We start from the raw sequence: 26,442 nt of genomic DNA on the forward strand, positions 1-26,442 counted from the left end.
TTATTTTTCAGTGTAGCTAAATTTCTAAACTAAGGTGGTACCACGAGCTTTCGTCCTTATTGAGACGAGAGCTCGTTTTGTTTTACCACTTAAAAAAGTCATTTTTCTGTCAATGAGTCAATCATGGGCAGTTGAATATTATTTATTATAAGGAGTAGTCATGAAATTAAAAGAAACGCTTAATCTTGGAAAAACTGCTTTTCCAATGCGTGCTGGACTCCCAAACAAAGAGCCTAAATGGCAAAAAGAATGGGAAGAAGCAGACATCTATGCTAAACGTCAACAATTAAACGAAGGCAAACCTTCATTCAATCTCCACGATGGACCTCCATATGCCAATGGTAATATCCACGTTGGTCACGCCATGAACAAAATTTCTAAAGACATTATTGTGCGTTCAAAATCAATGTCTGGTTTCCGTGCTCCTTATGTTCCTGGTTGGGATACACATGGACTTCCAATTGAACAAGTATTGGCTAAAAAAGGTGTAAAACGTAAAGAAATTCCTTTGACTGAATACCTTGAAATGTGTCGTGAATACGCTCTTAGCCAAGTAGACAAACAACGTGAAGACTTCAAACGTCTTGGTGTGTCTGCTGATTGGGAAAATCCATATGTAACACTTATCCCTGCATACGAAGCTGCACAAATTCGTGTCTTTGGTGCAATGGCTGATAAAGGTTATATCTACCGTGGTGCAAAACCAGTTTACTGGTCATGGTCATCAGAATCAGCTCTTGCCGAAGCTGAAATTGAATATCACGATATTGACTCAACATCACTTTACTATGCTAACAAAGTTAAAGATGGTAAAGGTGTGCTTGATACTGATACTTATATCGTTGTTTGGACAACAACTCCATTTACAGTAACTGCTTCACGTGGTTTGACTGTTGGTCCTGATATGGATTATGTTGTTGTTAAACCTGCTAACGATGATCGTAAATTTGTTGTTGCGGAAGCACTTCTTGATAGCCTTGCTGAAAAATTCGGTTGGGAATCATTTGAAGTTCTTGCAAAACACAAAGGTACTGAACTTGAATACATCGTTACTGAACACCCATGGGATACAGAAGTAGACGAACTTGTTATCTTGGGTGACCACGTTACACTTGATTCTGGTACTGGTGTTGTCCACACTGCCCCAGGTTTTGGTGAAGATGACTACAATGTAGGTATCAAATACAACCTTGAAGTTGCCGTTACAGTTGACGAACGCGGTATCATGATGGAAAATGCTGGACCTGAATTCCAAGGTCAATTCTATGATAAAGTTGTTCCAACTGTAAAAGAAAAACTTGGTGATCTTTTGCTTGCTAGCGAAGTTATCACTCACTCATACCCATTTGACTGGCGTACTAAAAAACCAATCATTTGGCGTGCTGTTCCACAATGGTTCGCATCTGTTTCTAAATTCCGTCAAGACATCCTTGATGAAATTGATCGCACAACATTCTATCCAGAATGGGGTCGCACTCGTCTTTACAACATGATTCGTGACCGTGGTGACTGGGTAATCTCACGTCAACGTGCATGGGGTGTTCCACTTCCAATCTTCTATGCTGAAGATGGTACAGCTATCATGACTAAAGAAGTGACTGATCACGTGGCTGACTTGTTCGAAGAATTCGGTTCAATCGTATGGTGGGAACGTGATGCCAAAGACCTTCTTCCAGAAGGATTCACTCACCCAGGTTCACCAAATGGTGAATTCACTAAAGAAACTGATATCATGGACGTTTGGTTCGATTCAGGTTCTTCATGGAATGGTGTTATGAATGCTCGTGAAGGTTTGGAATATCCAGCTGATCTTTACCTTGAAGGTTCTGACCAATACCGTGGTTGGTTCAACTCATCATTGATCACTTCAGTTGCTGTTAACGGACATGCACCTTACAAAGCTGTGCTTTCACAAGGTTTCGTTCTTGATGGTAAAGGTGAAAAAATGTCTAAATCTAAAGGTAACATCATTTCACCAAACGACGTTGCAAAACAATACGGTGCTGAAATCCTTCGTTTGTGGGTTGCTTCAGTAGATACTGACGCTGACGTACGTGTTTCTATGGAAATCCTTGGTCAAGTTTCAGAAACTTACCGTAAAATCCGTAACACACTTCGTTTCTTGATTGCTAACACAACAGACTTCAATCCAAATAAAGATGCAGTTACCTACGAAGATTTGCGCTCAGTTGATAAATACATGACTGTTAAATTCAACCAATTGGTAGCAACAATTCGTAAAGCTTATGAAGACTATGATTTCATGGCTATCTACAAAGCAGTTGTTAACTTCATCACAGTTGATTTGTCAGCCTTCTACCTTGATTTTGCCAAAGACGTTGTTTACATCGAAGCAGCAGACAATATTGCTCGCCGTCAAATGCAAACAGTCTTCTACGATATCTTGGTTAAAATCACTAAATTGTTGACTCCAATTCTTCCACACACAGCTGAAGAAATTTGGTCATACCTTGAATTCGAACCAGAAGAATTCGTTCAATTGTCAGAATTACCAGATGCTGAAGTCTTCGAAGGTCAAGAAAATATTCTTGAAGAATGGGATGCCTTCATGACACTTCGTAACCAAGCTCAAAAAGCTTTGGAAGAAGCTCGTAACGCTAAAGTTATTGGTAAATCATTGGAAGCACACTTGACAATTTATGCTGGTGAAGAAGTGAAAACTCTTCTTGCTGCCCTTGATAGCGACATTGCTCAATTGTTGATCGTATCACAATTGACTGTTACTGACGAAGCTGCTCCAGCAGATGCGGTTGCCTTTGATGGTGTTGCCTTTACAGTAGCGCATGCTGAAGGTGAAGTTTGTGATCGTTGCCGTCGCGTAGATCCAACAGCTAAAGAACGTTCATACGGTGTTACAATTTGTGACCACTGTGCTGAAATCGTTGAAGCTAACTTCCCAGAAGCAGTAGCAGAAGGCTTTGAAGTTAAAGCAAAATAATGCGATAACCTATAATAACTAAAAACGAACTCACTTGAGTTCGTTTTTTTGTATGTAAACTAAAAAAATCAGGTTTTAAAAACCTGATTAGTGAACTGTTGGGAAGGAAATTTCAATTAGATTCGCTGTATGTAAGGTTTTCAACTGATCTAATTGAACGGTAGATTTGTCAATTTTGCGTTTGAGGAAGAATTCCCGAATGGCTTCGATTTCACTTTCTTTGATAGCACGATACTTGTTTGAAATCAACAGTTCGTAATGACTTGGTGCTTTAGTGAAAACAACATCGGTATTTCCTGCAGAGTAAGTCTCAACGAGTTTAGCGTCCGTGTTTCGAAGCTGGTTACGAACTAGCTCGGAATGACTACTTGTTGTGTTGATTAACCTCATAAATTTCCTCCTATGAACTTTCTACAATTATTATAACACTATTTTAGGTGAAAAACTTAGATTATGAGATTTTAATGATGATTTTTTTTCCAAGCATCAACACCCCATTTATGGCTGCCACGTTTTAATTTTACAATAGCTTCATCGACTGGGAACCAAGCAAGGTGATTAAAATCTTCAAGCGGTGCCCCAATTTTTTCATAATGTGTGACTTCATAGAGGTAAGCAGGGTTATAAAAATAAGTATCACGATGATGTGAGTAGAAGTACTCGTCAGCTTGTCCGTAATAATAACCAAGTTCAGCTGAAAATCCGAGTTCTTCAATAAGTTCGCGTTTTAAGGCTGAAAAATGATCTTCGCCCGCTTCGATTTCTCCGCCTGGAAGGAACCAAGAGCCGTTAGGGGCTTGAACTAAAATGATTTGGTCTTTAGTTGCATTTGGAATGATGGCATACACTCCGTAGCGAGCTTTGTAATCAACATTATCAATTTTTTCACCAAAGGTTGGATTTGACATAAACTTCTCCTATAAACATGTGCCAGAAAGAGTGGAGATAATATTTTTAATCTCTAAAATGGATTTGTAAGAGTGGCTATTAATCTCATTATACTAAAAAAATCTGTCTTTTGCTAGAAAATTGTCGGAATATTTTGATTTTGAATTTGAAGATGTTAAAAAAGCCTAGAAAGCTAAAAACTTCCTAGACTTTGCTTTTATTATTCTGCTGAAACAGTTTCTTCTTTTTCAACTTTTTTAGCTGATTTGATGATGATTTTACCATTGCTTGTCATCACAGCTTTCAAATCTTTTTCAGTTGGGTGTTCAAGGTAGAAGTCTGTAATAGCATCTTCAATGTGATCTTGGATAGTACGACGAAGTGGACGAGCACCCATCTTAGGATCATATCCAAGGTCAACTAGTTTTTCTTTAACTTTATCTGTTACTTCAAGGTGAATATCGTTAGTTGCCAAACGGTTGTTAACATCGTCAAGCATGAGGTTAACGATATGAAGGAGATTATCTTTGCTTAGGGCTTTGAATTCGATAATGCCGTCAAAACGGTTCATGAATTCAGGGCTGAAGAAGTCTCCAAGTTGACCAAGAACAGAATTTGTACGTCCTTCACGAGCAGCACCGAAACCAACAGAAGCTTCAGATTTGCCAGTACCAGCGTTGGATGTCATGATGATAATTGTATCTTTAAAGCTTACAGTGCGTCCTTGACCGTCAGTTAAACGCCCATCGTCAAGAACTTGCAAGAACATGTGCATGACATCAGGGTGTGCTTTTTCAACTTCATCAAGCAAGATGAGTGAGTATGGATTTCGACGAACTTTTTCAGTTAATTGACCAGCTTCTTCGTAACCAACATATCCTGGAGGGGCTCCGACGAGTTTAGCGACGGCGTGTTTTTCCATGTATTCAGACATGTCAAAGCGAATCATGCTGTCAGCTGAACCGAAGAGTTCAATAGCGAGTTGTTTTGAAAGTTCAGTTTTACCAACACCAGTAGGACCGACAAAGAGGAATGAACCAATTGGACGGTTTGGTGTACCAAGACCAACACGGTTACGACGGATAGCTTTGGCAATCTTATCAACAGCTTCGTCTTGACCAATAACGTGTTCTTTCAAGTCATCAGCAAGGTGAATCAATTGTGATTGTTCTTTTTCTTTCAAGTCACCAACAGGGATGTTTGTTTTTTCTTCAACGATTGCTTCGATAGTTTTCTCAGTAATCACTGGAATATCATCTTCGTTGATGGTTTGTTTTTGCATTTCCTTGTATTTAGCGATTTGATCACGGAAATATGCTGCGCGTTCGTAATCTTCTTCACGAGTGGCTTGAGTTTTTAGATTTTCAGCTTGAACCAAACGTTTGTCAATTTCTTTTGGATCAACAAAGTTGAGTGTCAAGTTCATCTTAGAACCCGCTTCATCGAGAAGGTCGATAGCTTTATCTGGAAGGAAACGGTCTTGAATGTAGCGATTTGAAAGGGTAGCAGCAGCTTCGATAGCATCATCACTGTATTTGACATGGTGATAATCTTCGTATTTCTTTTGAATACCACGAAGAATAGTAATAGTTTCTTCGACGCTTGGTTCGTCAACTTTTACAGGTTGCATACGACGTTCAAGCGCAGCATCTTTTTCGATGATACGGTATTCGTTCAAAGTAGTTGCACCAACTAATTGTAGCTCGCCACGAGCAAGAGCGGGTTTCAAGATGTTACCAGCATCCATGTTACCGTCACCAGCATTACCAGCGCCGACAATTTCGTGGATTTCATCGATGAAGAGGATAACATCTTTACGTTCACGGATTTCTTCCATGAGTTTTTGCATACGTTCTTCAAATTGACCACGAATACCAGTTCCTTGAACAAGGCTTACCACGTCTAGGCGGATAACTTGTTTATTTTGGAGTTTTTGTGGAACGTTACCGTCTACAATTTTTTGGGCTAATCCTTCAACAACGGCAGTTTTACCAACACCAGGTTCTCCGATAAGAACAGGATTGTTTTTTGTACGGCGGTTAAGAATTTCGATAACACGAACAATTTCAGCATCACGTCCGATGACAGGGTCGATATCACCACGACGTGCGATATCAGTAACATTGATACCAAATTCTTCTAGCAAACCTTTAGGCTCTTGTTGTGCTGGTCCGTTTGGGCGGAAATTGTTGTTGCCATTGCCACCGCGTCCGTTATTATTGCCTCCACCAGATTGAGTTGGAGGAGTATTTTGGAATCCTTGGCTTCCAAATGCTGGGAAGCCGCTGAGATTATTAAAGAAATCGTCGAAAGGATTCGATGATTGGTTTGTTTGGTTAGAAGTTGATTGAGGATTACCTCCTAATCCTCCTAATCCTCCTAAAATAGCGTTATTTGGGTCAGTTTTCATAATTTGATAGCAATTTTGACACAAATCAATTTGCTTTTGCTGACCATTGACATTTGTATACAGGTGAATAGTAGATTCATTTAAATGACAATTTTGACAGAGCATATAAAATACCCTCCTTTCGTAATGTCTGACTAAAACAACAAAGGTCAAAGATAGTCAGATTTCATACTTACATTATAGCACTAGCCACTAGGAAATCAAGTAAAAAGCATTAAAAAATTAGCACTCTTATAAAAAGAGTGCTAATTTTTTTCAGGGTCAATTTGACTAGCAGCCATAGACCCCATAATAGCTCCAAAGATAAAACCAGAAAAAATGAAGATACTTAAGAAGAGAGGATTGAACAAGATTTCAAGAGGATTTTCACCTTCTTGCCATTTGCTAAACATGTTAAAAACAAGCATAAAAATGGCAAAAACAACTCCATTAAGCCAGCCTTTTTTCTTAGCTTTTTGGCGCTCTTTCTCAAGCTTATCTCTAGGGACTTCAAGAGGTCCCTGTAAGTCTCTATTGGTCAGCATTGTCATCATAACCATTGGCATGACAAAAATAATGACAAAAGCGTTGCAGTAGAGAAAAATTTCAGCAGATACTTTCCAGACAGTGCTCAAGAGAAAGGTAAGAGCTGTTGAAATAAATTCAAAAAGGAAGAGCAAGATAAATAATTTATTTCCAATTCGGTTAACTTCTTGCTCACGGTATTCGTCCAATGCTCCATTAATACCATAAAATCGTTTGATGAATCGTGGCCATAGCGGCCCTTTACTTTTTTTCATGACTAAATCTCCTAATTCCCAATTCCTTTTTAAAGATGGCGAGTCTCCCAAAATAGTGTATTTAGATCAGTTCCTAATGCCTCGGCTAACTTGATGCAAAGGTCAAGTGAAGGATTGTACTTGTTATTTTCAATTAAATTAACAGTTTGCCTTGCGATTCCTATTTGCTTAGCAAGGGCAAGCTGAGAAATACCTAAATTAGTTCGAAATTCTTTAACTCGGTTCATTATTCCATCCTAATCTTTCTTGTACCAAGTATAGTACAATATATGTGACATGTCAATTATAAATGACATGTTTTTCTGAATTAAAATTTATTTTTATTCAAAATAGGCTTGACAAGGTGTATAATTATGCTAAAATTAGGTATATTATTCAAGAAGAAAAGGATGGATTGGCCTATGGTTTTTAATAATTCGTTTTTGAAAGAGATTGATTTTACTAAGGAAGAGCTAACTAATCTCATTGATTTGGGATTGAAATTTAAAGAGTTGAAAAAGAAGAAAATTGCTCATAAATATTTAGAAGGCTTAAATATTGCTCTTATTTTCGAGAAGACAAGTACCAGAACACGTTCTGCTTTTACAGTAGCTGGACAAGATTTAGGGATGAATGTGACTTATCTTGGAAGCAGTGAAATTCAACTTGGCAAAAAAGAATCCGTAATTGATACGGCAAAAGTTCTAGGTTCAATGTTTGACGGGATTGAATATCGTGGCTTCAAGCAATCTGATGTTGAAGCTTTAGCGGAATTCTCTGGTGTGCCTGTCTGGAATGGTTTGACAGATACTTGGCATCCAACGCAAATGATTGCTGATTTTATGACTTTGAAAGAAGTTTTTGGAAACCTAGAAGGTTTGACAATCGCTTATGTTGGCGATGGACGCAACAATATGGCAAATTCTTTGTTAGTTACTTCAGCTATTCTTGGCGTGAATGTAAAAATCATTGCACCAGCTAGCTTACAGCCAGAAAAAGAAATCATCGAGATTGCACAAGCACACAATAACGGAGCTGAGTTGACTATTACTGATGAGCTTGATGCCGTTTGTGGCGTTGATATGCTTTACACAGACGTTTGGGTGTCAATGGGCGAAAAAGTTGATTTTAAAGAACGTATCGACCTTTTGTTGCCTTATCAAATTAATGCTGATTTGGTTGAAAAGACAGGAAATCCAGATGTGATTGTCATGCATTGCTTGCCTGCTTTCCATGATTTAAACACAGAAATCGGTCAAGATATCTATGATAAATATGGTTTAGCAGAACTTGAAATTACAGATGAAGTCTTCCAAAAATACAGCTCAGTCATTTTCCAAGAAGCTGAGAACCGCATGCATTCCATCAAAGCGATTATGTATAATTCCCTAAAAGAGATTTAAAACGTTCTTTTTTGACGAGAAATTGTGATAAATGTGAGAAAATGCACTCTCTTGTTGTTTGTTTAGGAGAAATTATGTTAAAATAGTATGGACAATAAACGAAGAGGAGAATAGTCATGGAATCACATTTGGTGAGAATTATCAATCGTCTTGAATTAATGACGACTGATGGTAGCAATCTTAAACGTAATTTTGAACGTGATGGTGTCGTTGTGGCAGAAGTGTCTTTCAGCAATGACCCTGAAAATGGTCCAGTTTTCACTTTGCGTGATGTTGAAGCACGTGAGTCTTACTCATTTGACAGCATTGATTTGATCGCAATGGAAATTTACGATCTTCTTTACTAAGATAAAGAAAAAATTCAGACACAGTATAAGGGCAAAGGATTTTTAGTCCTTTCCATCCTATTTTTAAGTGTGGTTTCTGTGCTTTCTTATATTGCTATTTTGAATTGATAAAAGTCTAGGATTTTCTAGGCTTTTTTGTTTTTTATAAATGCTTGATACTTAGGTAAAAATTCTTTTTAATCGTTTTGACTAGAAGTGTCTAAAATCCCTATATATCAAGCTTTTTAAGTCAAATCATCCTTTAGTGTTGATTGGTATTTTTATTCAATATATGTTATAATTAATTGATTATTGCTTATAGGAGACACAAATGGATTTTTCATTTTTACCAAAGTATTGGGCTTATTTTAACTACGGTGTCCTTGTAACCATCATGATTTCAGCTTGTGTTGTCTTTTTTGGGACAATCATTGGTATCTTGGTTGCTTTAGTTAAACGTACAAATATTAAAATTTTAAATTGGATTGCTAGTTTTTATGTTTGGGTCTTTCGTGGAACTCCGATGGTCGTGCAAATCATGATTGCCTTTGCTTGGATGCATTTTAGTAATGCACCTATCGTAGGTTTTGGCGTTTTGGACCTTGACTTTTCACGTTTGCTTCCAGGTATTATTATTATTTCGCTAAATAGCGGAGCTTATATTTCTGAAATTGTTCGTGCTGGTATCGAAGCAGTGCCAAAAGGGCAACTTGAAGCGGCTTATTCATTAGGAATTCGCCCTGTGAATGCAATGCGTTATGTTATTTTGCCACAAGCCCTTAAAAATATTTTACCAGCTCTTGGTAATGAATTTATTACGATTATCAAAGATAGTTCACTTCTTCAAACAATCGGTGTTATGGAATTGTGGAACGGTGCACAATCAGTCGTAACAGCTACATATCTACCAATTACGCCATTGTTGTTTGCTGCATTCTATTACCTCATGGTGACTACAGTCTTGTCATTCTTACTTAAAAAACTTGAAAATCGTATGGGAAATGGAGGTAGCAACTAATGTCAGAGACTCTTATTTCAATTAAAGGCCTTCACAAATACTTCGGAAAAAATGAAGTGCTTAAAGGCATTGATCTTGATATTAAAGCAGGTGAAGTTGTTGTTATCATCGGCCCTTCAGGATCTGGGAAATCAACTTTCCTTCGTACAATGAACTTGCTTGAAACACCTACTAAGGGTGTGATTACCTTTGAAGGTGTCGATATTACTGATAAGAAAAATGACATTTTCAAAATGCGTGAAAAAATGGGAATGGTTTTCCAACAATTTAACCTCTTCCCAAATATGACAGTGCTTGATAATATCACTTTGTCACCAATTAAGACAAAAGGTGTTTCTAAAGAAGAAGCGCAAGCTAAAGCTTATGATTTGCTAGATAAAGTTGGGCTTCGTGATAAAGCTGATGCCTATCCAACAAGTCTATCAGGTGGTCAACAACAACGTATTGCTATTGCGCGTGGTCTTGCCATGGACCCAGATGTTCTTCTTTTTGATGAACCAACATCAGCGCTTGACCCAGAAATGGTTGGTGAAGTTCTTGGTGTTATGCAAGATTTGGCGAAATCTGGTATGACAATGGCAATTGTAACGCATGAAATGGGATTTGCGCGTGAAGTTGCTGACCGTGTCATTTTCATGGACGGTGGTGTGATTGTTGAACAAGGTTCACCAGAAGATGTTTTTGAAAATACTAAAGAAGCACGTACAAAAGATTTCTTGAGTAAAGTTTTGTAAGATAAAAAATAGCCCCAGTTGAGTTACAAACTCGGCTGAGGTTTTTTGTTATAAAAAAAGAAAGTTAAAGGTACTTAAAAATGAGTAAAACATTAACTATAAATTAGTAGATTTTATACATTAAGCACACTTAATTTTTATGTTTTAGTTATTTTTAAGAGTGTTTTAGTCTATGAAAGGAGTGTGAAAACAGCTATATTATAACGATTCTAAAAAAGGGGTGGTTTTATTTAGAATGATTCTAATCAATGTATAAATAAAGAAAAAAATTAATTTTTATGGTTTTTTTCGCTTATGTTTATGATATAATGATTCGGACGGAAGGTCAAATATTTTATCAAAAAAATTTGGGGAGGTCAAGAATTTTGATTTTGCAGAATGCTAAAGTTGGTATTCCTTACACTATTGTCAGTATTGATTTACCTGATGAGAGTGTTAGACACTTGTCAGACTTGGGGCTAAAAGTAGGAGCCTCACTTAAAGTGGTTTCTAAAACGCCAACTAGTGCGATTGTTATGCTTAAATCAAGTCGTTTGGCTTTTGATCAATCGATTTTAAGTCAAATTGATGTCACAGAAGAAGAAGGTGCTCTATTATCCCTTCCTCTTTCAGAGTTAAAAGTAGGTGAGTATGCTTACGTTGACGGTATTTATGCAATGAATGAAGCAAAACGTCGTCTTATGGATATGGGCTTGACTCGCCATACAAAAGTTTACTTACGTAAAGTTGCTCCTTTGGGAGACCCAATTGAAATTAGCTTACGCGGTTACGAATTGACACTTCGTAAGTCTGAAGCGCAAATGATTAGTGTCGTAAAAGTAGATAGCGAGGGGGAAAAATGACAGAGATAGCCTTAATCGGTAATCCGAATAGTGGTAAAACAAGTCTTTTTAACTTATTGACAGGAACAAGTCAACGCGTTGGTAACTGGCCTGGTGTTACTGTTGAGCGTAAAAGTGGAACAGTTAAGAAACACGCAGACTGGAAAGTTCAAGATTTACCAGGGATTTATTCAATGTCACCTTACACGCCTGAAGAAAAAGTTGCGCGTGATTATTTATTGAGTAATGATGCTGACAGCATTCTTAATGTTGTTGACGCAACAAACTTGGAACGTAACCTTTACTTGACAACTCAATTAATTGAAACAGGTATTCCAGTGACTGTTGCACTTAATATGAGTGATGCCCTAAAAGCTCAAGGTAAAACAATTAATGTTGATAAACTTTCTTATCAATTAGGTGTTCCAGTTGTTTCAACTAGTGCGGTTAAAAATACAGGTGTCGATAAAGCTGTTAAAAAAGCAGCTAATACGACAAAAGAAAGTGTTGATTTTATTCAATACCCAACTTACAGTGACCAATTCGAAGCAGCTGTTAAGCAAATTATTGATATTCTTGGAGATGTTGTTCCAGAACGTTCAGCACGTTTTTATGCCATTAAATTATTTGAACGTGACACTTTGGTACAAGAAGAAATTACTTTGTCTGATTTCCAAAAAGGTGAAATTAACCAAGTGATTAAGATTACAGAAGAAATCTTTACAGAGGATTCTGAATCTATCGTTATCAATGAACGTTACGCATTTATTGAACGAGTTGCTAAAATGGCTCAAAACCAAGATAGCAATTTCAAAATGACAGTTTCTGATAAAATTGACCGAATTGTAACAAATCGTATCTTGGCCTTACCAATTTTTGCTGTTGTAATGTTCTTGGTTTACTACCTATCAATTCAAACGGTTGGTACAATGGGAACTGACTGGGTTAACGACGTTCTCTTTGGAGAGTTAGTTCCTGGGTGGGTTCAATCTGGTCTTGATGCTCTTCATGTTTCAGGATGGCTTGAATCACTTATCATAGATGGTATTGTAGCTGGTGTCGGAACAGTTCTTGGTTTCTTGCCTCAAATCTTTGTTCTCTTTATCTGTCTAGGTATTTTGGAAGATATTGGATACATGAGTCGTATTGCATTTGTTATGGACCGTGTCTTCAGACGTTTTGGTTTGTCAGGTAAATCATTTATTCCAATGTTGATTGCAACAGGTTGTGGTGTACCAGCTGTTATGGCAAGTCGTACCATTGAAAATGAACGTGACCGCCGCATCACTATCATGACAGCAACATTCATGCCATGTTCTGCTAAATTAGCGATTATCGCTTTGATTGCAGGTGCTTTCTTCCCTGATAATCCAATCGTTGCACCATCTACTTACTTTATTGGTGTTATTACAATTATCCTTTCAGGGATTGCGCTTAAGAAAACGAAATTACTCGGCAGCTATGTCAGTCCATTTATCATGGAATTACCAGCTTATCACATGCCAAAAATCATGAGTGTGCTACGTTACGCTTTTGGTAAAGCTCTTAGCTTTGTGAAACGTGCTGGTACAGTTATCTTTAGCTTGACAGTTATTATTTGGTTCATGTCAACTTATAACTTTACTTTCCAAGCTGTTGATACTGACCACTCTATCTTGGCTTCACTTGGTAAATTGATTTCATGGCTCTTTGAACCACTTGGATTTGGTAACTGGAAGGCTACAGTTGCTGCAGCAACAGGTCTTGCTGCTAAAGAAGCTGTTGTCGGTACTTTTGGTATTTTGTATAACGATAGTACAACTCATGGTTTGTACCATGCTTTGCAATTGGATTATACATCACTTGCAGCCTTCTCATTCTTGATTTTCAACCTCCTTTGCGCACCATGTTTTGCTGCAATGGGGGCAATCAAACGTGAAATGGGTGATGCTAAGTGGACACTTGGAGCTATTGGTTTCCAAACAGGTCTCGCTTACGTTGTTAGTCTGATTATTTATCAACTTGGGCTTGTTGCTTTCTACGGTAAAGGTATTAACTTCTGGACAATCGTAGCTGTTGTTCTATTAATTGCGATTATCTACTTTATCGTGAGAAAACCAGCTCAAGAAAAAGAAGAAGTGATTACATTAGATAATCTAGAAAAAGTTGGAGAATAGTGTTTATGGCGACTATTATTATTGCATTGCTAATTGCATTTGCTGTCTTTATGGGCTTACGAAGTTTCATCAAGGGTAAAGGCTCTTGTGGTGATTGCAATTGTTCTTGTCCTGTAAAAGATAGCCAACATAAAAGTGTGAAAATGAAATAACAGAGGAATGCTTGCTCAGCTGAGCAAGTATTCCTTTTGTTGTATTTTTATAGAATATTCTGATAATTTATTAAAAAATATTTTATTATGAAGTCGCTTTCTGGTATAATAAAAGAAATATATTTTCAGGAGAATTTCATGGCAAAACTTATAGATGGTAAAGCTTTAGCTGCTAAAATGCAAAATGAATTAGTTGAGAAGGTTGAAAAATTAAAAGCTGAAGCTGGTATTGTACCTGGTCTAGTGGTGATTTTGGTTGGTGATGATCCCGCTAGTCAGGTTTATGTGCGTAATAAAGAACGCTCTGCTAAGAAAGCTGGATTCTTGAGTGAAACGGTTCGTTTATCAGAATCAACTAGTGAGGAAGAATTGATTCAAGTCATTGAGCAATACAACAATGATGATCGCTTCCACGGGATTTTGGTACAGTTACCACTTCCTGCCCACATTAACGACAAACGTGTGATTTTGGCAATTGATCCTAAAAAAGATGTGGATGGTTTTCACCCTATCAACACAGGTCATTTGTGGAATGGACGTCCTGTCATGGTGCCCTGTACGCCAGCTGGAATCATGGAATTATTGCGTGCTTACGAAGTTGATTTAGAAGGAAAAACGGCAGTTATTATTGGTCGTTCAAATATTGTCGGAAAACCAATGGCGCAGCTCTTGCTTGATAAAAATGCAACAGTGACACTAGCGCACTCACGTACTCGTGACTTGGCGCGTGTAACAAAACAAGCTGATGTCTTGATTGTGGCAATCGGTCAAGGACATTTTGTGACTAAGGAATTCGTCAAAGAAGGCGCTGTAGTCATTGATGTTGGTATGAACCGTGATGAAAATGGCAAATTAATCGGGGATGTTAAGTTTGATGAAGTTGAACCAGTAGCTAGTCTCATCACACCAGTTCCTGGGGGCGTTGGTCCAATGACAATTACCATGCTGATGGAGCAAACTTATCAATCAGCTCTTAGAAGTGTGAAAGCATGATTATTGACGAACGCTTAGCACGCAAGGTTGTTGTCAAACGTCAAGCGGATTCCCATAAGGGGACTTATGGGCGCGTACTCTTGATTGGTGGCTTTTATCCTTATGGCGGGGCTATTATCATGAGTGCTTTAGCTGCTGTTAAAAGCGGTGCTGGGCTAGTGACAGTAGCAACTGAACGTGAGAACATTGTAGCACTTCACACTCAGTTACCAGAAGCTATGGCTTTTGATTGTGAGGACGAAGAATTTTTAGCAGAAAATCTTACTAAGGCAGATGTGGTTTTGATTGGTCCTGGTTTAGGAGAAAATAGCAAAGCTAAACGTGTGTTTGAAGAAGTGCTTTCTAAAGTTTCTGAAAATCAGATTTTGCTTGTTGATGGCTCTGCTTTAAATCTTCTTGCCAAAGCCATGCCAGTTTTTTGTCAGGCAGGTTACATTATTTTAACACCGCACCAAAAGGAGTGGGAACGTCTGTCTGGTTTGGCAATTGCTGACCAAAGTCTTGAAAATACACAAGCAGCTCTAGCTAATTTTCCAAAAGAGACGATTTTAGTGGCTAAAAGTCATCACACCAAAATCTTACAAGGTAGCCAAGTTGGAGAATTAACCGTTGGTGGTCCTTATCAGGCAACTGGTGGCATGGGCGATACCCTCTGTGGGATGATTGCAGGCTTTGTAGCACAATTTAAGGAAAATCTTTTTGAGAGTGTAGCAGTAGCAACTTATTTGCACTCAGCGATCGCTGAACAACTCAGTCAAGAAGCTTATGTCGTTTTACCGACAACAATCAGCGCCGCTCTTCCAAAAGCAATGAAAAAATTATCAGAATAAAATAGCAAAGTACACTTTTTATAATAAAAAGTGTACTTTTTTGCTCTCGAAAATACTTACAAAACAAAATATTTCAAAAATGTTACAAATGTTACAGTTTTATATTGACTTATGTAAAAAACTACTCTATAATATTGGCAGAATTGGCCGATTCTAAGATGACAATAGTTGTTAAAAAGGTTATTTATCACGCTGTATTAGCTTTTTTCTAAAATTATCCAAAAGATTTTTTTAGAAAAAACAGTGTAATCTTTTTGTAACAAAAAACTGGTTATAAGCAAGTTTTTGGGAAATGTTTATTTTATCAAAGGGGAAAGATATTATGAAAAAAGGTAACTTTAATCAAAGAGCACAACGCTTTTCAATTCGTAAATATAGCATTGGAGTTGCATCTGTTTTGGTAGCAAGCGTGCTATTTATGGGAGGACATGTTGTAGCAGCTGAGGATATGTTGTCAGCGGATACCATGTTACAAGAACAAGTCACTCAATCAGGTAATAATCAGGTAGTAACTAACGAAAACACTAAGCAGGAAACAAGTGAGGGAGAGCTTGTTTCTAAAATCAATCAGCCCAGTGAAGTGCCTGATATCGGTGATAAAGAAGAAACTGTGAATGCTGAACAAGACCTAGCTTTAAAGGATGATCAAGTATCTACAAAAGAAAATCAGCCAGAACAAGAGACAGTTGTTAGCGAAGAAATTAATCAGTCAGCGGATTTTCCTAAAACTGTCACTGTTGATGCGGCTGATTTAGTAGGTGAAGCAAAAGCCAATCAAGAGTCATTTGTTAGAGAATCAAAAGTGTCTGTTACTGCTCAAAGTAATTTGCCAAGCCAAGGTTATTACACTTATTCTCAAAAGACAGAAGTAAAAAATGAACCGAGTGCCTCAGCTCCAGTTGCTTTTTATGCTAACGCTGGTGACCGTGTCTTTTATGACCAAGTCTTAACACGAGACGGTTATCAATGGATTTCTTATAATTCTTATTCAGGTCAACGCCGTTATGCTGCTATTTCTAAATTAACAGCTGAAGTTGTTCAAAAATTATCTGGCTCACTTAATTTTCAAAATGTGACAAGCCAAGGCTTTGATGTCCTAGTAACAAATATCTCAGATCCTAAGGAGATTACAAGTGTTAAAGTTCCTGTTTGGACTGTTAAGGACGATCAAGATGATATTATTTGGTACGACGCCACTAGACAAGGTAATGGTGATTACAAAGTCCGTGTGAATATAGTGGATCATAAAGGTGAAACAGGAACCTACAATGTTCACTTGTATTATCAAGAAAGCGATGGACATCTTCAAGGGGTAGCGGCTAAGCAAGTAACTTTACCAGAAAAAACAGCTGGTGCCAAGACAATTCCAGCTCAAGGTTCTTACGTATTTCAAAATACAGTAGAAGTAAAAAATGAAGCTCGTATGTCAGCACCGACAGAATTTACCTTTGAAAAGGGTTATAAATTAGATTATTACGACCAAGTTTTAGAGGCTGATAATCATCAATGGATTTCTTACGTCAGCTATGGTGGCGTTCGTCGCTATATTCCAATTGCAACTTTGACAAATCAAAAACCAACAGGAGATATTTCGGTTAATAATCATGCTAACGGTGATTTTGATGTGGTTATTTCGAATATTTCAGATGCCAATGGTGTATCAGCCGTCAAGGTTCCTATCTGGACCGTTAAGAATGAACAAGACGATATCATTTGGTACGATGGTGCCAAACAAAACGATGGGACCTATAAGGTAACTGTCAAACTTTCAGACCATCGTAATGAACGAGGAGCCTATAATATTCACCTTTATTATGTAGAATCAAATGGTCAGCTGCAAGGTGTTGCGGGAACTCAAGTGACGATTCCTGAAGCAAGATTGTCGGGCGATTTACACATTAGCAATCAGTCTGCAGCAGGTTTTGATATTTTGGTAACTAATGTGTCTAATCCTGGTTCACTGAAAGCAGTTAAGGTACCTGTCTGGTCAACGCAGGGAGGACAAGATGACATTATTTGGTACACTACAACTAAACAAGCTGATGGTAGTTATAAGACAAGGGTTAATGTTAGTGACCATAAAAATAATTATGGTGAGTACAATATCCACCTTTATTATGAGCAAGCAGATGGTTCTCTGAAGGGTGTCGGTGGTGTTAAAACAACCCTTGAAGCACCTAAGACACCAGCAATGCCACAAAGTGGGACTTATACTTTTACAAGTTTAAAAGAGGTCAAGAGTCAACCGCGTTTATCAGCACCAACAGAATTCACGCTTGATGCAGGTTACCAAGTCCGCTATGACAAGGCTTTGTATGCGGATGGTCATCAATGGATTTCTTATCTTAGCTATGGTGGTTTAAGACGTTACGTTTTAATAGATTAAAAGGAGAAGGGGCTTCTACCAGTGCTTAAACTGGTAGAGGTAGAGTTTAGGAAAAGGGAAAATGCGAAAGAAGTTTTCAAAAAAGGTTCTTATTTTACTTTTGACTTTTACTAACCTAGTGGTTGGTTATGGTCTGTGTCGACAACTGATGGTTACTCATCAAGAATCTGAGGTTAAACTTGATGAGTATGCTTTTGAAAAAAGCATGAAGAAAACTCAGAAGAAAATTTATCCTGACTTGTCAAAGTATGATCGTTTAAGTATTTTAGTGTCAATTTCACATCAGAAAATGATTGTTTATTCTAAAAATGATGTCATTTTTAAAACCAAAGTATCGACTGGCGCTAAAGATACGCCAACACCAACGGGGAAATTTGCTATCGAGGCAGAACGTGGTGACTTTTCTTATGATGATAGTTTGAACCGAGGTGTTTGTTACTGGGTATCCTTTAAAGACCATGGAGCATGTCAGTTTCAAAGTCTTCCGACAGATTGGAAAGGAAAGGTCTTGAAAGGAGAGATGAAGAAACTCGGAAGGGCATGTACTGATGGGAATGTAAGGTTATCAAAAGAAGATGCCAAGTGGCTTTTTGAACACATGCCAGAAGGAGTTATCGTTAGTGTGCATTAGTTAGAGGTCCTAGAATTAGAAAAAATTTTCGATTTTCAATAGAGCCGCTTTTGAATTTCTAGGCTCGAGAAAAAACTGTCCACTGGACAGTTTTTTTCTGCTATAATAGTAAATGATATGCAAAATTTGTATGAAGTCAAAAATACTATGGAAAGGAGCCTGTTATGTCAGATTATTTAAGTGTTTCGACTTTGACAAAATACCTTAAATTGAAGTTTGATCGTGATCCTTATTTGGAACGCGTTTATTTGACAGGTCAGGTTTCCAATTTTCGACGTCGTCCAACGCATCAATATTTTTCTTTGAAAGATGAAAATGCAGTGATTCAAGCGACGATGTGGGCAGGGACTTTTAAAAAACTTGGTTTTGAGCTTGAAGAAGGTATGAAAATCAATGTTGTGGGACGTGTCCAACTTTATGAACCGAGTGGGTCATATTCTATTATTATTGAAAAGGCAGAACCAGACGGTATTGGTGCTTTAGCGCTGCAATTTGAACAGTTGAAGAAGAAATTAGCAGAAGCTGGCTACTTTGATGAGCGTCATAAGCGTCAACTGCCACAATTTGTGAAGAAAATCGGTGTGGTAACCAGTCCAAGTGGTGCGGTTATTCGAGATATTATCACGACAGTGTCGCGTCGTTTTCCTGGGGTTGAGATTTTACTTTTCCCGACAAAGGTTCAAGGAGAAGGTGCTAGTCAGGAAGTGGCTGCTAATATCGCAAAAGCAAATGAACGTGATGACTTAGATCTTTTGATTATTGGTCGTGGTGGAGGTTCTATCGAGGACTTGTGGGCTTTTAACGAAGAAATTGTTGTTCAAGCGATTTTTGAATCTCGTTTGCCAGTCATTTCGAGTGTGGGACACGAGACGGACACGACATTGGCAGATTATGTTGCCGACCGTCGTGCAGCGACTCCGACAGCGGCTGCTGAACTTGCGACACCTGTGACTAAGGCTGATATTATTTCTTGGATTGCTGAACGTGATAATCGTATCTATCAAGCTGCTCTACGTCGCATTAAGCAAAGTCAAGAACGTCTTGATAAATTAGCTAATTCAGTGATTTTTAGACAGCCAGAGCGTTTATATGATGGTTATGTTCAAAAACTGGACCGCTTGGTCATGTCCTTGACAAATACCATGCAAAATCAATTTAGCCAAGCTAAACAACGTCAAGAGTTATTACACCAGCGTTTACTTGCTTTGGATTTTGATAGTCAGATTAAGCATTACAAAGACAATTTGCAAGGTTTAAGACGCTTGTTGTTATCAAATATGACTAGTCAATACGATAGTAAGTTAGCTCGATTTGAAAAGGCACAAGATGCCTTACTGTCCCTTGACACTAGCCGTATTATTGCTAGGGGCTATGCGATGGTGCAAAAAGATGATAAAGTCATCTCAAGTGTGACCAATGTCAATCTAGGAGACAAATTGACGGTTCAATTAAAAGACGGTCAACTCGAAGTGGAGGTAAAAGATGCCAAGTAAAAAAACATTTGAAGAAAATTTACAAGATTTAGAAGCGATTGTAACAAAACTTGAAAACGGCGATGTAGCTCTTGAAGACGCTATTGCTGAATTTCAAAAAGGAATGCTTCTTTCGAAAGAATTGCAAAAAACACTAGATTCAGCTGAAAAAACACTTGTTAAAGTGATGCAAGCTGACGGAACTGAAACAGAAATGGATGCCTAATGGATAAAGTAAGTAAAATTGGTCAAGCCATTCATCGATATTACGAACAAAAAGACTTAGTATCGCCAGATTTGATTGAGTCAATCTTGTATTCTGTTGATGCTGGGGGCAAACGTATCCGTCCATTGATTTTTCTAGAATTACTAGAAGGTTTTGGAATTTCTTTGACAGATGCTCATTATGATGTGGCTGCCGCTCTTGAAATGATTCACACAGGTAGTTTGATTCACGATGATTTACCTGCCATGGATGATGATGATTATCGTCGCGGACGCTTAACAAACCACAAAAAATTTGATGAAGCAACAGCGATTTTGGCTGGAGATAGTCTCTTTTTAGACCCATTTGATTTGGTGGCAAATGCTGCGCTAACAGCTGACATCAAAATTCGTTTGATTGCAGAATTATCACATGCTTCAGGAACTTATGGTATGGTTGGTGGTCAAATGCTTGATATGAAAGGTGAAGAACGTAAACTCAGCCTTTCAGAATTGCAATTGATTCATGCAAATAAGACAGGAAAATTATTAACCTTCCCTGTTGTGGCGGCTGGTATTGTTGCAGGAGTAGCTACTGAAGAACTTGAGGAGCTGCGCAAAGCAGGAAGCTTGATTGGGCTTGCTTTCCAAGTTCGCGATGATATTTTAGATGTGACAGCAAGTTTTGAAGAAATTGGAAAAACACCGAAAAAAGATTTACTAGCTGACAAAGCGACTTACCCAAGCTTACTTGGTTTAGATAAGTCTTATGAGATTTTAAATCAATCGCTTGACCAAGCGCTAGCGATTTTCAAAACCCTCTCAGCCACTCATGGCTTACATGCAGAAAAAATCACAGAAATGATAGAAAGGTTACGACTAAATGCCTAAGGAAAGAGTTGATGTACTAGCCTATAAACAAGGGCTTTTTGAGACACGTGAGCAGGCAAAACGTGGAGTAATGGCTGGTTTAGTAGTTAATGTTATTAACGGCGAGCGCTACGACAAACCAGGTGAAAAAATTGATGATGCAACAGAATTAAAACTAAAGGGTGAAAAATTAAAATACGTCAGCCGAGGTGGACTAAAACTTGAAAAAGCTTTGCAAGTTTTTGAGATTTCTGTTGATGGTCAAACAACGATTGATATTGGTGCTTCAACAGGTGGTTTCACAGACGTGATGCTACAAAATGGTGCAAAATTGGTTTATGCTGTTGATGTGGGAACCAACCAATTGGTTTGGAAACTACGTCAAGACGAACGTGTGCGTAGTATGGAACAATATAATTTCCGCTATGCTGAATTAGCTGATTTTACCGAAGGACAACCAACTTTTGCTAGTATCGATGTCAGCTTTATTTCGTTGAATTTGATTTTGCCAGCACTTCATAATATTTTGGCTGATGATGGTCAAGTGGTAGCTCTTATTAAACCGCAATTTGAAGCTGGACGTGACCAAATTGGAAAAAATGGAATCATTCGTGACAAAGCTGTGCACCAAAAAGTTTTGGAAACTGTGACAAGTTTTGCTGTCGATTTCGGATTTACAGTTAAAGGGCTTGATTTCTCGCCTATCCAAGGTGGACATGGTAATATTGAATTTTTGGCGCATTTGCAAAAATCAGCTGATGCGAAAAATTTAGTTGCTGCTATGATTCCAGAAATTGTTGAAAAAGCGCATAAGGAATTTAAAGATGAAAAAGAGTGAACGTTTAGAATTAATTAAAAAGATTGTTGCTGAAAATGCTGTCGAAACACAGCATGATTTGCTAAAGTTGCTTGAGGCTGAAGGACTCACTTTGACACAGGCTACCATTTCTCGTGATATGAATGAGATTGGTATCATCAAAGTGCCGTCAGTTGATGGACCATACATTTATGGCCTTTCAAAAGATAAAACTAAAAAAGTTGGACAAGTGTCTGTTCCAATTAAAAGCACTGTCCTTGCAGTTTCAGAGGAAACTGCAGGTCTTGAAAACATGATTAATCTTGATGTCATTCCAGGAAACAGCCGCTTAATCAAGCGTTTCTTGTTGGAAGATTTCAAAGATAGTCTTTTTAGCGTTATTGCTGATGATGATAGTTTGTTAGTGGTCGCAAAAACAGCAGAAGATGCTGCAGCCATTCGCCAAGAAGTTCGTAAATGGATGACAGACCACAAATAAGAAAGGTCGTTCTATGCTTTTAGAAATTTCCATTAAAAATTTTGCCATCATTGAAGAAATCTCATTGACTTTTGAAAATGGCATGACCGTTTTGACGGGTGAAACTGGTGCAGGGAAGTCTATTATTATCGACGCCATGAATCTCATGCTTGGTGCGCGTGCGAGTCTTGATGTCATCCGTCATGGGGCAAATAAAGCTGAAATTGAAGGTCTGTTTTCAGTTGGTGAAAATGCTGCGCTCACGCAAATTCTGGAAGAAAACGGCATTGAAGTTACGGAAGAATTAATTATCCGTCGTGAAATTTTGCAAAATGGTCGTTCGATTGGTAGGATTAATGGACAAATGGTTAACCTGACAACGCTTCGTGCTGTTGGTCAATATTTGGTTGATATTCATGGACAACATGACCAAGAAGAATTGATGAAACCAAACATGCACATTCGTATGCTGGATGAATTTGGAAATAGTCATTTTGCTTCGGTCAAGAAACACTACCAAGACCTTTTTGAACGTTATCGACGCTTGCGTAAACGTGTTTTAACCAAGCAAAAAAATGAGCAAGAACATAAGGCTCGTATCGAAATGCTGGAATTTCAAATTGCAGAGATTGAAGCAGCTGCCCTAAAATCAGGTGAAGACCAAGTTCTAAACCAAAAACGTGATAAGTTGTTAAATCACAAACATATCGCAGACACATTAACCAATGCTTATGTCATGCTTGATGATGAAGAGTTTTCAAGTTTGTCAAATATTCGTTCAGCTATGAACGACTTGATGACCTTGGAAGAATTCGATGCGGATTACAAAGATATGTCATCAAATGTTTCTGAAGCTTATTATATTTTAGAAGAAGTGACTAAGCACTTAGGTGATGTTATTGATGAGCTTGATTTTGATGCTGGCAGTCTTCAACAAATTGAAGCTCGTTTAGAAGTGATTTACAGCATTACCCGTAAATACGGTGGCAGTGTTGATGATGTTTTAGATTATTACGAAAATATCACCAAAGAATACAATCTTTTGACCGGCAATGATGAGTCATCTGATGATATGGAAAAAGAGCTCAAACGCTTGGAAAAAGAATTGATTGTTGCTGCTGAGAATCTCAGTCAAGAACGTCATCAATTAGCTAAAAATTTGGAAGCTGAAATCAAGCAAGAATTGGCTGATTTGTACATGGAAAAGGCTGATTTTCAAGTGCAATTTAGCAAGGGAAAATTCAATCGTGATGGGAATGAAGCTATTGAATTTTACATTTCAACTAACCCTGGTGAAGGTTTCAAGCCTTTGGTTAAGGTAGCCTCTGGTGGTGAAATTTCACGTTTAATGTTAGCTATAAAATCTGCCTTTTCACGTAAAGAAGACAAGACAAGTATTGTCTTTGATGAGGTTGATACAGGAGTTTCTGGACGTGTAGCGCAAGCTATTGCCCAAAAAATCTATAAAATCGGTAGTCACGGGCAAGTTTTGGCGATTTCACACTTGCCACAAGTGATTGCGATTGCGGATTATCAATTCTTTATTGAAAAACGTAGTGATGAAAATACAACTGTTTCAACAGTGCGTTTGTTAAGTGAAGAAGAGCGTGTGGAAGAAATTGCAAAAATGCTTGCTGGTAGTGATATTACGGAAATGGCGCGTGAACAAGCGCGTGAATTGCTAAAGAAATAAAATAGGAGCCCCAGGGCTTCTTTTTTTGTCTTCTAAAACCTGGTTGATAAAATGTCCCCCAACTGCTAAAAATTTGGTATAATGGTTGTTAGGATAAATTTTGATATAAAGTTTTGAAAGTATGATAGGATAAAAAATGAGTAAAATTAAAATTGTTACAGATTCATCTTTAACGATTGAACCAGAATTAGTTGAAAAATATGATATTACAGTTGTGCCATTGTCAGTTATGATTGATGGTGTTGTTTATTCTGATAACGACATGAAAGAGGAAGGAAAATTCCTCAATTTGATGCGCAATAGCAAAGAATTACCTAAGACAAGTCAACCCCCTGTTGGTGTGTTTGCAGAAGTTTACGAAAACTTGATGAAAAATGGTGCTGAGCACATTGTTTCAATTCACATCACGCATACACTTTCAGGAACTGTTGAAGCAGCTCGTCAAGGGGCTAATCTTGCTGGAGCAGACGTAACGGTTATCGATTCAACATTTACAGACCAATGTCAAAAATTCCAAGTGGTGCAAGCTGCCAAATTAGCCCAAGAAGGTGCAAGCTTGGAAGAAGTTATTGCTAAAGTTGAAGAAGTTCGTCAAAAATCAGAACTTTACATTGGTGTTTCAACCCTTGAAAATTTGGTTAAGGGTGGACGTATTGGACGTGTTACAGGTCTTCTCAGCTCACTACTTAACATTCGAGTGGTTATGGAAATGATTGATTGCGAATTGAACACAGTTATCAAAGGTCGTGGTGTTAAAACATTTAACAAATGGCTTGATAGCTTTATTGAGCATGCACAAACATCTGGCAAGAAAGTCGCTGAAATCGGTATTTCATACTGTGGAACGGCTGATATGGCAAATGGCTTTAAAGAAAAGCTGCAAGTTTTGGGTGCTCCAATTGCTGTTTTAGAAACTGGTTCAATCATCCAAACGCACACTGGTGAAGACGCTTTTGCGGTTATGGTACGCTATGAATAAGAAAAAGAATTTTTTAACTGGGTTTGCTTTCTTTTTAGCAAGCCTTCTTCTGTTTATCGCCGTTTTTAATATTTTGATTCCAAAATCAGATCAAGAATTAACCAAAAAGGATTTCTTAGCTCAGAAAACAAAGTCATTTCATTATGTGGCTATCGGTGATTCCTTGACCGAAGGGGTTGGCGATACAACTAATCAAGGTGGTTTTGTCCCAATTCTATCCCAAAGTTTAACAGATACTTATCATTATCAAGTCACACATGATAATTACGGGGTTTCAGGAAACACCAGTAACCAGATTTTGACACGAATGAAAGATAAGCAAGACATCCAAAATTCCTTAGCTAAAGCGGATATGATGACCCTAACCGTTGGGGGAAATGATGTTATGGCCGTCATTCGCAAGCATTTGACGAAATTATCTGTGGCGACCTTTAAAAAGCCTGCCAAATCATATCAAGAACGTTTACGTCAGATTATTGAGCTAGCTCGTTCAGAAAATGAAGATTTGCCAATTTATATTTTGGGAATTTATAATCCTTTTTACTTGAATTTCCCTGAAATGACGGAGATGCAAGAAATTATCAATGATTGGAATGATGCTACTGAGAGCGTGACAAAAGAGTATCATCGTGTTTACTTCGTTCCAATCAATGATCAACTTTATAAAGGAATTGATGGTCAAGAAGGAATTGTGTCAACATCTGGTGACCAAACAACGGTTATCAACGATGCTTTGTTTAGTGGTGACCATTTCCACCCGAATAATATTGGCTATCAAATTATGTCAGACGTAACAATGGAGAAAATCAATGAAACTAAAAACGAATGGAACAAAGACTAACTGGTGGAAGTGGGCGTGTCTCCTCATTTTAGCTATTAATGTGGCTTTTGTGGGAGTGATTGCTAGCCGCTTAATTCAAGTTAGAGAACCAGCAGCACAAACGATTACTTCAAAAAAGGTTAAAAGTGTCAAAGTTGGAACAGTTTCAACGACACGTGAGCAATTGAATGATACGGTTGCTGCTTATTTGAAAGATTATCAAACAAAAAATTCGTCTTATAATGTTTACGCAACTTCATCAGCGATTTTGTTTGAAGGAACTTATACTTTTTTAGGTTATGAAGTACCACTTTATATTTATTTCCAACCAAGTCGCCTAGAATCGGGAGCTATTCAGCTAAAAATCACTTCATTTTCAGTCGGGACACTAACATTGCCAGAATCAGAAGTTTTGAAATACTTAAAATCAAGTGTAGACCTTCCAAATTTTGTGGAAGTTTTGCCAAAAGAGTCTGTTATTAATATCAATATTCAGAGCATAAAAAACGATGCAGGTATCTTTTTGAAAGCGACAACAATCGATCTTGTAGGCGATCAATTTAACTTTGATATTTACAAGAAAAACAGCTAATTAAACGTTTAATACTTGACCTTAAGCCTTTTTTTGGGTATCATAGACTTTGTTAAAGTGTTAACGCTTAGAA

The 26,442-nt window shown here is 37.8% G+C and carries 26 protein-coding genes; 21 read left to right on the forward strand and 5 right to left on the reverse strand.

Going from position 1 to position 26,442, the window contains the following annotated elements:
* The first annotated feature begins 160 nt into the window (after positions 1–160).
* Positions 161–2,959 (forward strand): isoleucine--tRNA ligase, encoded by a 2,799-nt coding sequence (gene ileS / locus E0E02_RS05275; RefSeq protein WP_133018047.1) that lies wholly within the window; start codon positions 161–163, stop codon positions 2,957–2,959.
* 87 nt (positions 2,960–3,046) lie between these two features.
* On the opposite strand, the gene E0E02_RS05280 is transcribed toward ileS, so the two are convergent.
* From E0E02_RS05280 to E0E02_RS05300, 5 genes are all read right to left on the reverse strand, one after another.
* Positions 3,047–3,349: a DUF1827 family protein gene (locus E0E02_RS05280; RefSeq protein WP_020916381.1), complete on the reverse strand. Its 303-nt coding sequence runs from the start codon at positions 3,347–3,349 to the stop codon at positions 3,047–3,049.
* A 71-nt stretch (positions 3,350–3,420) separates the two neighbouring features.
* Positions 3,421–3,867 (reverse strand): NUDIX hydrolase, encoded by a 447-nt coding sequence (locus tag E0E02_RS05285; RefSeq protein ID WP_133018048.1) that lies wholly within the window; start codon positions 3,865–3,867, stop codon positions 3,421–3,423.
* A 200-nt stretch (positions 3,868–4,067) separates the two neighbouring features.
* Positions 4,068–6,362 carry an ATP-dependent Clp protease ATP-binding subunit gene (locus E0E02_RS05290; RefSeq protein ID WP_133018049.1) on the reverse strand — a complete coding sequence of 765 codons (2,295 nt, stop codon included), beginning with the start codon at positions 6,360–6,362 and terminating at the stop codon, positions 4,068–4,070.
* A gap of 140 nt (positions 6,363–6,502) precedes the next feature.
* Positions 6,503–7,036, reverse strand: a complete 534-nt coding sequence (locus E0E02_RS05295; RefSeq protein ID WP_133018050.1) for a DUF3278 domain-containing protein — start codon at positions 7,034–7,036, stop codon at positions 6,503–6,505.
* Positions 7,037–7,065: 29 nt separating this feature from the next.
* Complete coding sequence (locus tag E0E02_RS05300) at positions 7,066–7,263, reverse strand: helix-turn-helix transcriptional regulator (protein WP_039697275.1); 198 nt, start codon at positions 7,261–7,263, stop codon at positions 7,066–7,068.
* Positions 7,264–7,437: 174 nt separating this feature from the next.
* Here E0E02_RS05300 and argF point away from each other — a divergent pair, with 174 nt between their 5' ends.
* The 20 genes from argF to E0E02_RS05400 all read left to right on the forward strand — a co-directional run bounded on the left by argF (position 7,438) and on the right by E0E02_RS05400 (position 26,369).
* Positions 7,438–8,418: an ornithine carbamoyltransferase gene (gene argF / locus E0E02_RS05305; RefSeq protein WP_133018065.1), complete on the forward strand. Its 981-nt coding sequence runs from the start codon at positions 7,438–7,440 to the stop codon at positions 8,416–8,418.
* A 116-nt stretch (positions 8,419–8,534) separates the two neighbouring features.
* Positions 8,535–8,765 (forward strand): DUF1797 family protein, encoded by a 231-nt coding sequence (locus tag E0E02_RS05310; RefSeq protein WP_004230761.1) that lies wholly within the window; start codon positions 8,535–8,537, stop codon positions 8,763–8,765.
* A 310-nt stretch (positions 8,766–9,075) separates the two neighbouring features.
* Entirely contained in the window at positions 9,076–9,762 is a 687-nt protein-coding gene (locus E0E02_RS05315; RefSeq protein ID WP_020916387.1) for an amino acid ABC transporter permease, read from the forward strand.
* Positions 9,762–10,496, forward strand: a complete 735-nt coding sequence (locus E0E02_RS05320; RefSeq protein WP_006531536.1) for an amino acid ABC transporter ATP-binding protein — start codon at positions 9,762–9,764, stop codon at positions 10,494–10,496. The genes E0E02_RS05315 and E0E02_RS05320 overlap by 1 nt, the downstream gene beginning before the upstream one ends.
* A 365-nt stretch (positions 10,497–10,861) precedes the next feature.
* Positions 10,862–11,338 carry a ferrous iron transport protein A gene (locus E0E02_RS05325; protein ID WP_074559490.1) on the forward strand — a complete coding sequence of 159 codons (477 nt, stop codon included), beginning with the start codon at positions 10,862–10,864 and terminating at the stop codon, positions 11,336–11,338.
* A complete protein-coding gene (gene feoB, locus E0E02_RS05330) occupies positions 11,335–13,473 on the forward strand; it encodes a ferrous iron transport protein B (protein ID WP_133018051.1) in 2,139 nt (712 codons plus the stop codon). Before E0E02_RS05325 ends, feoB begins: the two co-directional genes overlap by 4 nt.
* A 5-nt stretch (positions 13,474–13,478) precedes the next feature.
* Positions 13,479–13,625: a FeoB-associated Cys-rich membrane protein gene (locus tag E0E02_RS05335; protein WP_074563280.1), complete on the forward strand. Its 147-nt coding sequence runs from the start codon at positions 13,479–13,481 to the stop codon at positions 13,623–13,625.
* Between the two features lie 138 nt (positions 13,626–13,763).
* Positions 13,764–14,618 carry a bifunctional methylenetetrahydrofolate dehydrogenase/methenyltetrahydrofolate cyclohydrolase gene (locus E0E02_RS05340; RefSeq protein WP_039697272.1) on the forward strand — a complete coding sequence of 285 codons (855 nt, stop codon included), beginning with the start codon at positions 13,764–13,766 and terminating at the stop codon, positions 14,616–14,618.
* Positions 14,615–15,448, forward strand: coding sequence for an NAD(P)H-hydrate dehydratase (locus tag E0E02_RS05345; RefSeq protein ID WP_133018052.1), 834 nt, complete (start codon positions 14,615–14,617; stop codon positions 15,446–15,448). Before E0E02_RS05340 ends, E0E02_RS05345 begins: the two co-directional genes overlap by 4 nt.
* A gap of 322 nt (positions 15,449–15,770) precedes the next feature.
* Positions 15,771–17,834 (forward strand): GBS Bsp-like repeat-containing protein, encoded by a 2,064-nt coding sequence (locus tag E0E02_RS05350; RefSeq protein ID WP_133018053.1) that lies wholly within the window; start codon positions 15,771–15,773, stop codon positions 17,832–17,834.
* 61 nt (positions 17,835–17,895) lie between these two features.
* Positions 17,896–18,465, forward strand: a complete 570-nt coding sequence (locus E0E02_RS05355; RefSeq protein WP_133018054.1) for a L,D-transpeptidase — start codon at positions 17,896–17,898, stop codon at positions 18,463–18,465.
* A 164-nt stretch (positions 18,466–18,629) separates the two neighbouring features.
* Complete coding sequence (gene xseA / locus E0E02_RS05360; RefSeq protein ID WP_133018055.1) at positions 18,630–19,958, forward strand: exodeoxyribonuclease VII large subunit; 1,329 nt, start codon at positions 18,630–18,632, stop codon at positions 19,956–19,958.
* Positions 19,948–20,163 (forward strand): exodeoxyribonuclease VII small subunit, encoded by a 216-nt coding sequence (locus tag E0E02_RS05365; RefSeq protein ID WP_006531527.1) that lies wholly within the window; start codon positions 19,948–19,950, stop codon positions 20,161–20,163. The genes xseA and E0E02_RS05365 overlap by 11 nt, the downstream gene beginning before the upstream one ends.
* A complete protein-coding gene (locus tag E0E02_RS05370) occupies positions 20,163–21,032 on the forward strand; it encodes a polyprenyl synthetase family protein (RefSeq protein ID WP_133018056.1) in 870 nt (289 codons plus the stop codon). The genes E0E02_RS05365 and E0E02_RS05370 overlap by 1 nt, the downstream gene beginning before the upstream one ends.
* The gene (locus tag E0E02_RS05375) at positions 21,025–21,849 is read left to right on the forward strand and encodes a TlyA family RNA methyltransferase (protein WP_133018057.1); all 825 of its coding nucleotides are present in this window, start codon (positions 21,025–21,027) and stop codon (positions 21,847–21,849) included. The genes E0E02_RS05370 and E0E02_RS05375 overlap by 8 nt, the downstream gene beginning before the upstream one ends.
* Positions 21,836–22,306, forward strand: coding sequence for an ArgR family transcriptional regulator (locus E0E02_RS05380; RefSeq protein ID WP_074563288.1), 471 nt, complete (start codon positions 21,836–21,838; stop codon positions 22,304–22,306). The genes E0E02_RS05375 and E0E02_RS05380 overlap by 14 nt, the downstream gene beginning before the upstream one ends.
* Before the next feature lie 13 nt (positions 22,307–22,319).
* Positions 22,320–23,978 (forward strand): DNA repair protein RecN, encoded by a 1,659-nt coding sequence (gene recN, locus E0E02_RS05385; protein ID WP_133018058.1) that lies wholly within the window; start codon positions 22,320–22,322, stop codon positions 23,976–23,978.
* Between the two features lie 136 nt (positions 23,979–24,114).
* Positions 24,115–24,957 carry a DegV family protein gene (locus E0E02_RS05390; protein ID WP_133018059.1) on the forward strand — a complete coding sequence of 281 codons (843 nt, stop codon included), beginning with the start codon at positions 24,115–24,117 and terminating at the stop codon, positions 24,955–24,957.
* The gene (locus tag E0E02_RS05395; protein WP_133018060.1) at positions 24,950–25,798 is read left to right on the forward strand and encodes an SGNH/GDSL hydrolase family protein; all 849 of its coding nucleotides are present in this window, start codon (positions 24,950–24,952) and stop codon (positions 25,796–25,798) included. Before E0E02_RS05390 ends, E0E02_RS05395 begins: the two co-directional genes overlap by 8 nt.
* Positions 25,767–26,369, forward strand: coding sequence for a YpmS family protein (locus E0E02_RS05400; protein ID WP_039697264.1), 603 nt, complete (start codon positions 25,767–25,769; stop codon positions 26,367–26,369). Before E0E02_RS05395 ends, E0E02_RS05400 begins: the two co-directional genes overlap by 32 nt.
* The last annotated feature ends 73 nt before the right edge of the window (positions 26,370–26,442 follow it).

Origin of the sequence: Streptococcus sp. KCJ4932 (assembly GCF_004352745.1) — a bacterium.
Lineage (GTDB): Bacteria > Bacillota > Bacilli > Lactobacillales > Streptococcaceae > Streptococcus > Streptococcus ruminicola.

What these genes read in the sequence shown, in the direction of transcription:
- E0E02_RS05380 (WP_074563288.1), top strand. Translation starts at nt 21,836, where the DNA reads ATGAAAAAGAGTGAACGTTTAGAATTAATTAAAAAGATTGTTGCTGAA.
- E0E02_RS05280 (WP_020916381.1), bottom strand. Translation starts at nt 3,349, where the DNA reads ATGAGGTTAATCAACACAACAAGTAGTCATTCCGAGCTAGTTCGTAAC.
- E0E02_RS05300 (WP_039697275.1), bottom strand. Translation starts at nt 7,263, where the DNA reads ATGAACCGAGTTAAAGAATTTCGAACTAATTTAGGTATTTCTCAGCTT.
- E0E02_RS05375 (WP_133018057.1), top strand. Translation starts at nt 21,025, where the DNA reads ATGCCTAAGGAAAGAGTTGATGTACTAGCCTATAAACAAGGGCTTTTT.
- E0E02_RS05290 (WP_133018049.1), bottom strand. Translation starts at nt 6,362, where the DNA reads ATGCTCTGTCAAAATTGTCATTTAAATGAATCTACTATTCACCTGTAT.
- ileS (WP_133018047.1), top strand. Translation starts at nt 161, where the DNA reads ATGAAATTAAAAGAAACGCTTAATCTTGGAAAAACTGCTTTTCCAATG.
- recN (WP_133018058.1), top strand. Translation starts at nt 22,320, where the DNA reads ATGCTTTTAGAAATTTCCATTAAAAATTTTGCCATCATTGAAGAAATC.
- argF (WP_133018065.1), top strand. Translation starts at nt 7,438, where the DNA reads ATGGTTTTTAATAATTCGTTTTTGAAAGAGATTGATTTTACTAAGGAA.
- E0E02_RS05395 (WP_133018060.1), top strand. Translation starts at nt 24,950, where the DNA reads ATGAATAAGAAAAAGAATTTTTTAACTGGGTTTGCTTTCTTTTTAGCA.
- E0E02_RS05390 (WP_133018059.1), top strand. Translation starts at nt 24,115, where the DNA reads ATGAGTAAAATTAAAATTGTTACAGATTCATCTTTAACGATTGAACCA.
- E0E02_RS05365 (WP_006531527.1), top strand. Translation starts at nt 19,948, where the DNA reads ATGCCAAGTAAAAAAACATTTGAAGAAAATTTACAAGATTTAGAAGCG.
- E0E02_RS05295 (WP_133018050.1), bottom strand. Translation starts at nt 7,036, where the DNA reads ATGAAAAAAAGTAAAGGGCCGCTATGGCCACGATTCATCAAACGATTT.
- E0E02_RS05355 (WP_133018054.1), top strand. Translation starts at nt 17,896, where the DNA reads ATGCGAAAGAAGTTTTCAAAAAAGGTTCTTATTTTACTTTTGACTTTT.
- E0E02_RS05285 (WP_133018048.1), bottom strand. Translation starts at nt 3,867, where the DNA reads ATGTCAAATCCAACCTTTGGTGAAAAAATTGATAATGTTGATTACAAA.
- E0E02_RS05350 (WP_133018053.1), top strand. Translation starts at nt 15,771, where the DNA reads ATGAAAAAAGGTAACTTTAATCAAAGAGCACAACGCTTTTCAATTCGT.
- xseA (WP_133018055.1), top strand. Translation starts at nt 18,630, where the DNA reads ATGTCAGATTATTTAAGTGTTTCGACTTTGACAAAATACCTTAAATTG.
- E0E02_RS05320 (WP_006531536.1), top strand. Translation starts at nt 9,762, where the DNA reads ATGTCAGAGACTCTTATTTCAATTAAAGGCCTTCACAAATACTTCGGA.
- E0E02_RS05335 (WP_074563280.1), top strand. Translation starts at nt 13,479, where the DNA reads ATGGCGACTATTATTATTGCATTGCTAATTGCATTTGCTGTCTTTATG.
- E0E02_RS05340 (WP_039697272.1), top strand. Translation starts at nt 13,764, where the DNA reads ATGGCAAAACTTATAGATGGTAAAGCTTTAGCTGCTAAAATGCAAAAT.
- E0E02_RS05315 (WP_020916387.1), top strand. Translation starts at nt 9,076, where the DNA reads ATGGATTTTTCATTTTTACCAAAGTATTGGGCTTATTTTAACTACGGT.
- E0E02_RS05400 (WP_039697264.1), top strand. Translation starts at nt 25,767, where the DNA reads ATGAAACTAAAAACGAATGGAACAAAGACTAACTGGTGGAAGTGGGCG.
- E0E02_RS05345 (WP_133018052.1), top strand. Translation starts at nt 14,615, where the DNA reads ATGATTATTGACGAACGCTTAGCACGCAAGGTTGTTGTCAAACGTCAA.
- E0E02_RS05370 (WP_133018056.1), top strand. Translation starts at nt 20,163, where the DNA reads ATGGATAAAGTAAGTAAAATTGGTCAAGCCATTCATCGATATTACGAA.
- feoB (WP_133018051.1), top strand. Translation starts at nt 11,335, where the DNA reads ATGACAGAGATAGCCTTAATCGGTAATCCGAATAGTGGTAAAACAAGT.
- E0E02_RS05310 (WP_004230761.1), top strand. Translation starts at nt 8,535, where the DNA reads ATGGAATCACATTTGGTGAGAATTATCAATCGTCTTGAATTAATGACG.